Consider the following 6,975-nt stretch of genomic DNA (forward strand, 5'->3'; position numbering starts at 1 on the left):
AAAAATGGTGAACTTGAATCCGGATGAGCGGATCAACATTTATGAAGCAGCCAAAATATTTGATGCTTATATGGATTCTAAGGGTAAAAAGCTAACATTATACTAATTATTTAAGGACTGTCAAAAATCTTGCAAATAGACTGACAGTCCTATTGTGATTATGCTTATAGAAGTAATTCATCTGAAGTGTTAGTGTTGGATGACAGATTGAATCATCCTAAGGAGTTCGTATGAACCTAATATCTGGCACTTGTAAGAATGGTGCATTTTACTTTGATTCTTATCCATCGAGTGGCATTAAAGTCCGTGGGCGCTTTACATCTCTTTTTTATCAATGTGTAAAGGTTAATATAAAAACACCCTGTGGAATTAAAACATATCGTCTAGATTTTTCAGAATTAAAACATTGGAGCAAATTTCAGGGATTAAAGCTTGAAAAAATGCCCAAGCTTAAGCTTATTTCTAACATTCATGCTTTTATCTACCAAAAAAATGGCTCGACCTTTCCTTTTTTGACAGGAAAGTATTACCAACATCGATTGAACTTGGAACCTTGGTTAACAAGCAAAGGAATTAAAAAAGCACGGTTGATTGACCGGCTTTTTTTTCGTAGCGTGACATTTTTGGCTATCGTGGATGGTCGCCTTAAAACGGTTCATATTCGAAGAAAAAGTTTGATTAAGTGGATGGAAAGTGTTCAGATTCCTCTAAATCCAGATCTAAAGGGTAATGAAGCATTGGTATACACTGTCCAAGAACATGCGAATGCAATTATTAAAAAGCAGTCAGAAGAACAGCAACTGCAAACAAAGCCTAAAGAAAATCCTGTAGAAATAAACAAACCTTTACCAGCCATTATACCTGGCGTTATAAAAAATATTTTGATCTGTCGTCTAACCTACAATAAAAAAGGGGAAATCGTTCCTGGTACCACTCAGGAAGAAAAGAGACTTGTTTTTGATAAATGGCAAAATGATCCTCGTTTTTCTTTAAAAGTCTTATCAGAGGCATCAGAAAATACTGTGCAAGTGTTATGCGACGATGAGGAGAATGAGCTTATTAACGTTGATGCTACAGATCTTAGCCGCCGTTTACATCTCTCGCTATCTAGAATAAAAAAATATGCGGGAAAAGGAAACTTAAATGCATATATGGATAAAAAAGTACTCAACATGGATGTTGTCATTGATTACTACGAGAGAATTTTGAAAAAAATGCAAGGGCTGGAAAAGCAGATTTTATCTCCTGCAGTCCTCATGAAGATCGTTCGATTGTTAGTAAAAAAGGGTTTTTTAAAGCAGGGTTCAAAAGATATCCAAAAACTACAGACTATTGAAATAAATGACTGGAAAATTGCCTGTGGCTTTTCTGACGAAAAAAAACTCCTTCTTTTAGATCTTGCGAGCTTAACTTTTTATAACAAAGGAGCAGCAGGGACAATTTACACAATCAAAAGTTTTTTATCAGGTCGATTAAAAGTGATTAAAATAGCATGTGGCATGCCAGATTATATTTTGGAAAATGAATATTATACGCTCAAACATTTTCATGGATATGGAAGAGAGCATGGTTTGCAAAAAGCACCTCAAATGCTATTTAGAATGAAAATAGAGGCTGAGCAAAAATCACGCTACGCATTTTTATGTCATAAGTATGAAGGAAACCTTTTACAAGCAGCAGGATTAAATAAAAAATTAAAGCCTATAAAGCATGATATTTTCACAACGTTTGGCAAGAAATTTAATGCCATTTATCAGTTGGTTTGCAATTTTGAACGTATTTATCGCACGAAACTGTTACATCATGGAGATATCAAATTAGAAAATGTTTTTTATGAAGTCGATAAAGAAGGCATGGTTCAACTCTTTTTGGCGGATTTTGGAGGTGCATCCGTTTTGGATGAGAAAAGAGGTTTTCATTTGGAATCAATAGCGGCTCCACAGTACCTTCCTGAAGGAGATTTAAATGCGATTTTTTCTGCTAGACAAGAGGGGAATCAAGGCTTTTTTAACCAAGTTGCTCATAAAATGGACGTGTATGCGTTGGGTTGTTTATTATATGAGTTTTTCTCTCATGGGCAAATTCCTTACGACCCCAAACAATATGTCTTGCGAGCAGATTACTTTCCAGAAAGGAAAATTCCTCCGTTGCCTACTCTTGATGGTCCCGAATTTAATCGTAAAGTGTTAGAATCTCTGCCTGAAGAGTTAATCGAGATCATTGCGGCAATGACTAATCTGGATTATGAAAAAAGGATTTGCTTGACAGAGGTAAAAGATAGATTAGATGAATTTAAAAAAAACTCCCAGCTTTAGTGAAGCCGGGAGCTTTTGTGGCTTATTTACCTTTTCTTTTGCGTTCGTTTTCTGTTAGCAAACGTTTACGCATGCGAATAAAATGAGGTGTAACTTCGATGAGTTCGTCATCTTGGATATAGTCGATGGCTTGCTCAAGAGTAAAGCGGCGTGCAGGTGTCAGAATGATGTTTTCATCGCTGCCAGAAGCTCGCACGTTTGTTAGCTGCTTTCCTTTGATCACGTTAACGACGAGGTCGTTTTCACGGCTATTTTCACCGACAACCATCCCTTCGTAAACGTCGTCGCCTGGGCTTGTAAAGAGAACTCCCCGATCTTGTAGGTTAAAGCAAGCGTAGCCGTTTGTTTTACCAGGACAAATAGAAATTAAAACACCACGGTGTCTACTTGGAATCGCACCTTTCCATGGAGCAAAATCTTCAAACACAGACGTCAAAATGCCGAGTCCACGTGTCACTGTCAAAAAGTCATTGCGATAGCCCATCAAACCGCGCATAGGAATTAAAAACTCAATCGAAGTAATGCCATGCTCATTAGTGTGTAAATGTTGCATTTCACCACGACGTTTGGAAAGTTCTTCAATCACAGTTCCAGAATATTCTTCGGGTACTTCGATATGGACTCTTTCTATTGGTTCGTGTTTGACACCATCGATTTCTTTAATAATAACTTGTGGTTTTGAAACGCTAAATTCAAAATCTTCACGACGCATCGCTTCAATTAGAACGGAAAGATGAAGTTCGCCACGTCCAGCAACTGTAATTTTATCTTGTTCGTCTTGCGATTCTGTAATACGCAAGGAGATGTTTGCTTTTTTCTCTTTTTCTAGACGTTGACGGATTTTATTCATGGTGACATGCTTTCCATCTTGTCCAACGAACGGGCTATTGTTAACAGTGAAGTCAACAGAAACAGTTGGCTCGTCCAATTTAATTCTTGGAAGGCGCACAATTTTTTTAGGATCGCATAATGTATCGCCAATAGTGATTTCAGGGATACCTGAAATACATACGATGTCGCCTACACCAGCTTCATTCATTTCAACCTTTTCTAGGCCTAAATAGCCTTCAATACGTGTAACTGTGCAACGGGATTCTGTACCATGCTCATCAATGTGAATAATGGAATCACCTTTATGAATTGTTCCATCTAGGATACGTCCACAAGCTTGTCTTCCCACATAGTCATCGTAAGAAATGGTCGCAGCATGCATTAAAAATGGATTGTCTAATTTGCCCTGAGGTGCTGGCACTGCAGATACAATCAGCTCAAAAAGAGGCTTCATGTCTGTGCTTTTTTCACTGAGATGGTGCATCGCAAAACCTGAGAGACCGGAAGCGTAGCAATAACGGAAATCGAGTTGGTCATCAGTTGCACCAAGTTCTGTAAAAAGATCAAAAGTTTTGTCTAGAACACCGTCTGGATTTGCGTGTGGACGGTCAATTTTGTTCAAGACAACGATGGGGCGAAGTCCCATTTTAAGAGATTTTGAAAGCACAAAGCGTGTCTGTGGCATGGGACCATCTTGCGCATCTACAAGTAAAAGCACAGAGTTAACCATTCCGAGGATACGCTCAACTTCACCAGAAAAGTCCGCGTGACCAGGAGTGTCAATCACGTTGATTTTATATTCTTCTTTAGTCTCGTCATCCAAGAAATATAGGGAAGTGTGTTTTGCAAAGATCGTGATACCACGTTCTTTTTCTTGATCATAACTGTCCATAACACGATCAGGGACATGCTGATTTTCACGGAAAATATTAGATTGCCGAAGCAGGCTGTCCAACAATGTTGTTTTTCCGTGGTCAATGTGGGCAATAATTGCGATATTTCGAATTTTTTCTGGTGAAAACATGAATCTCTATGGGTTGAATGTTTTTGAATCTATCCTGTTCAGCGTGTGAATTGATTTTTTTCAAAACTTCAAATCTTATCAAGCCGCATGAAAGAGGATAGGAACTTAAAAATAATTTCTTTGGATTGTTTAGAATATCTTTATATAACATTTAAATCAAGAATTAACTAAATTACTTTTTCAACAATTAATTTTCTTGAAAAAAGAAAAGAAAAAGGCTAAGCTCCTCTTGTCCAGAGTTTAAAAATCTGAACTTTTTCAAATTGACCCCTTCTCTTCACTCAAGAAGTTGAGCCGTTAGTTCAGATTAAGTAAGGTGCATAAGTTGATTGTTTTATGGAGGTTTAGATGAATAGAGAGAATCATGACCAAGAGCATAAAACAGGTGCGCCTTATTATCCCCAGGGGTATCTTCTCGATTCTAAAGTCAGCCATTTAGACGACGTATTGAATGAAAAATTGGAAAGAGCTTTTCATAAAGAAACTGCTCAAGTTCTCCTGCACGATGTCGCTAAAATTGCGAGCGAGCATGATCCTATTGACTTAGCTTATGCAGTAAGTCGCCTCCCTCCCCATGCACGCGTGGTTGTTTACGAAAATTTGCCAGATGTAGCTGCCAAGATCATTTTTATGATTAATACGGGCAGTAGCACGCGATCGATTATTTTTCGGGAAATTGATGATGAAGAAATTTTGCAATTAGTCTCTGGTATGCCTCCCGATGAGGCTGTTTGGATATTAGACGATATGTCAGATCGCCGTATTCGTAGAATTTTGGATCTTCTGGATTCCAAAAAAGCCGCACGGATACGAGAACTACAAAAACACGATCGTCATAGTGCTGGACGTTTGATGAGCAATGAGTTTTTTGCTTTTCATATGAATACAACAATTGGAGAGGTCGCCGTTTGTATTCGGAATAATCCAGGAATTGAATTTTCACGCAGCATTTTTGTTTTGAATGATACCGGCGAGTTAGCGGGCTTTGTTCCGGGCAGGAATTTGATTATTAATCCCGATGAAGTTCAGCTTAGACAAATCATGGGGCCTGTTCTCCATAAAGTGACAGTCGATACACCCCGTGATGAGGTTGTTGACCTTGTAGAAAGATATAAGATCCCAGCATTGCCCGTTGTGAATCAGGATAACCACTTAGTTGGTGTGATCACTTATTACAATGTTGTCGAAGCAATGGAAGATATTGCCGATGAAACCATCGCTAGCATAGCGGGAACCGCCGAAAGTGTGAGCGAGCATGAACCCGTTTTCAAACGCTTTATGTGGCGTGCACCTTGGTTGTTAGTGACGCTTTGCGCAGGATTAGTAACAGCTACAGCAATGTCCCATTTTAATGATCGGATTTGGTTTGCATTCGTGCCGTTTTTTGTGCCTCTTATTACGGGAATGTCTGGAAATGTGGGGATTCAGTGTAGTACAATTTTGGTTCGAGGGATGTCGACAGGGGAATTGTCGCCCGGGACACGTGGTGAAGCAATTAGCAATGAGATTGGAATTGGGCTTCTGATTGGATCCATCTTCGGTTTGCTTTGCGGAACTGTTGTTTATATGCTGCATCATTTTGGATTTCATGATCTCGGAACAGATCCCTTTATGCTTTGTATGACCGTCAGCTTTGGAGTTTTGGGAGCATGCTTGACTGCAACGGTATTGGGGACATTATCTCCCTTCTTCTTTGTGCGCGTCGGTGTTGATCCGGCTGTGGCTTCTGGACCTATTGTGACAGCTTTTAACGATGTGTTATCAACCTTGATGTTTTTCCTCGTTGCAAGAGTCACAAATATCTTGTATTCTCACTTTTATTATGCCACAAATGAGTCTTTATTTTAAGTCTAGAGAGAGACTGGCATGGATGAAGATTCAGATACCTATTGGCAACTTCTGAAGTTAAATTTTAAAGTTAAATACCGCAATTTCAAAGAATTTTGTGCCATTGTTAGGCGCTTTTACAAGAACCGGCAATTCTGTCAGTGCGATCTTCTACTCTTGAGAGAGTACCTTTGGCAAAATCCTTTTGCCATTAGCAAAAAATTTTTAATTCGTCATGGCGAGAAGAACGTGCATGCTTACGGAGAGACCCCTTTAACGAGTCTGGCAAAAATCGCCGAGGCTTGTCAAATAACTCCAAAAGATGTGGTGTATGAACTTGGGTGCGGGCGAGGACGAGGGTGTTTTTGGCTGCATTGCTTTTATCAATGCCGCGTGGTCGGGATTGATTTTGTTCCCTCCTTTATTCAAAAAGCTGAGAAGGTAAGAAAGCGATGTGATCTTGAAGCTATCGACTTTCGTTGTGAGGACATGTCAAAATCCGATTTTTCTGGTGGAACAGTTTTTTATCTCTATGGCACTTGCTTGGAGGATTCTTTAATTAAAAAACTCATAAAAAAATTCAAGCAATTGCCATCAGGTACAAAAATTATGACAGTAAGCTATCCATTAAGCGATTACTCTTCTGGTTTTAATCTTCATAGGACTCTTTCTGTACCTTTTACATGGGGTGAGGGGATTGTTTACATTCAAGAAGTAAAAAATTCGAAATAAAAATCGGATTTATTTTCTATGACAATCATTTTGGTGTTTTTCCCTCATGACTTTTCATGTGAGTATTTTTTTGTGTGACTAATTTTTCTCCTGTATCAAAATCAAAAGTATTTTTACAAAATACATGTAGAGCAGTACCACCAAGGCGGTCTGTCGCATTCCTGTCCAGTGTGATACCTGGCAATATGGTTAATTTGACTAAACGTTTAAAAATAGCTGTTTTTTTTCATGTGACAATTGTTGTTT

Annotated in this window: 4 protein-coding genes; 3 read left to right on the forward strand and 1 reads right to left on the reverse strand. The window is 38.7% G+C overall.

Translation table 11 applies throughout. The features are described from left to right. The first annotated feature begins 230 nt into the window (after positions 1 to 230). On the forward strand, positions 231 to 2,315 hold the full coding sequence (locus tag AB7E63_RS12665; protein ID WP_284452996.1) for a protein kinase domain-containing protein: 2,085 nt from the start codon (positions 231 to 233) through the stop codon (positions 2,313 to 2,315). A gap of 22 nt (positions 2,316 to 2,337) precedes the next feature. Here AB7E63_RS12665 and typA read toward each other — a convergent pair whose 3' ends face one another. Then, on the reverse strand, positions 2,338 to 4,170 hold the full coding sequence (gene typA, locus AB7E63_RS12670) for a translational GTPase TypA (RefSeq protein ID WP_006341730.1): 1,833 nt from the start codon (positions 4,168 to 4,170) through the stop codon (positions 2,338 to 2,340). Positions 4,171 to 4,518: 348 nt separating this feature from the next. Here typA and AB7E63_RS12675 point away from each other — a divergent pair, with 348 nt between their 5' ends. Further along, positions 4,519 to 6,018 carry a magnesium transporter gene (locus tag AB7E63_RS12675; protein WP_006341731.1) on the forward strand — a complete coding sequence of 500 codons (1,500 nt, stop codon included), beginning with the start codon at positions 4,519 to 4,521 and terminating at the stop codon, positions 6,016 to 6,018. Positions 6,019 to 6,036: 18 nt separating this feature from the next. After that, positions 6,037 to 6,729, forward strand: coding sequence for an SAM-dependent methyltransferase (locus AB7E63_RS12680; protein ID WP_006341732.1), 693 nt, complete (start codon positions 6,037 to 6,039; stop codon positions 6,727 to 6,729). Positions 6,730 to 6,975: the final 246 nt, after the last annotated feature.

The organism is Parachlamydia sp., assembly GCF_050255895.1.
GTDB lineage: Bacteria > Chlamydiota > Chlamydiia > Chlamydiales > Parachlamydiaceae > Parachlamydia > Parachlamydia acanthamoebae.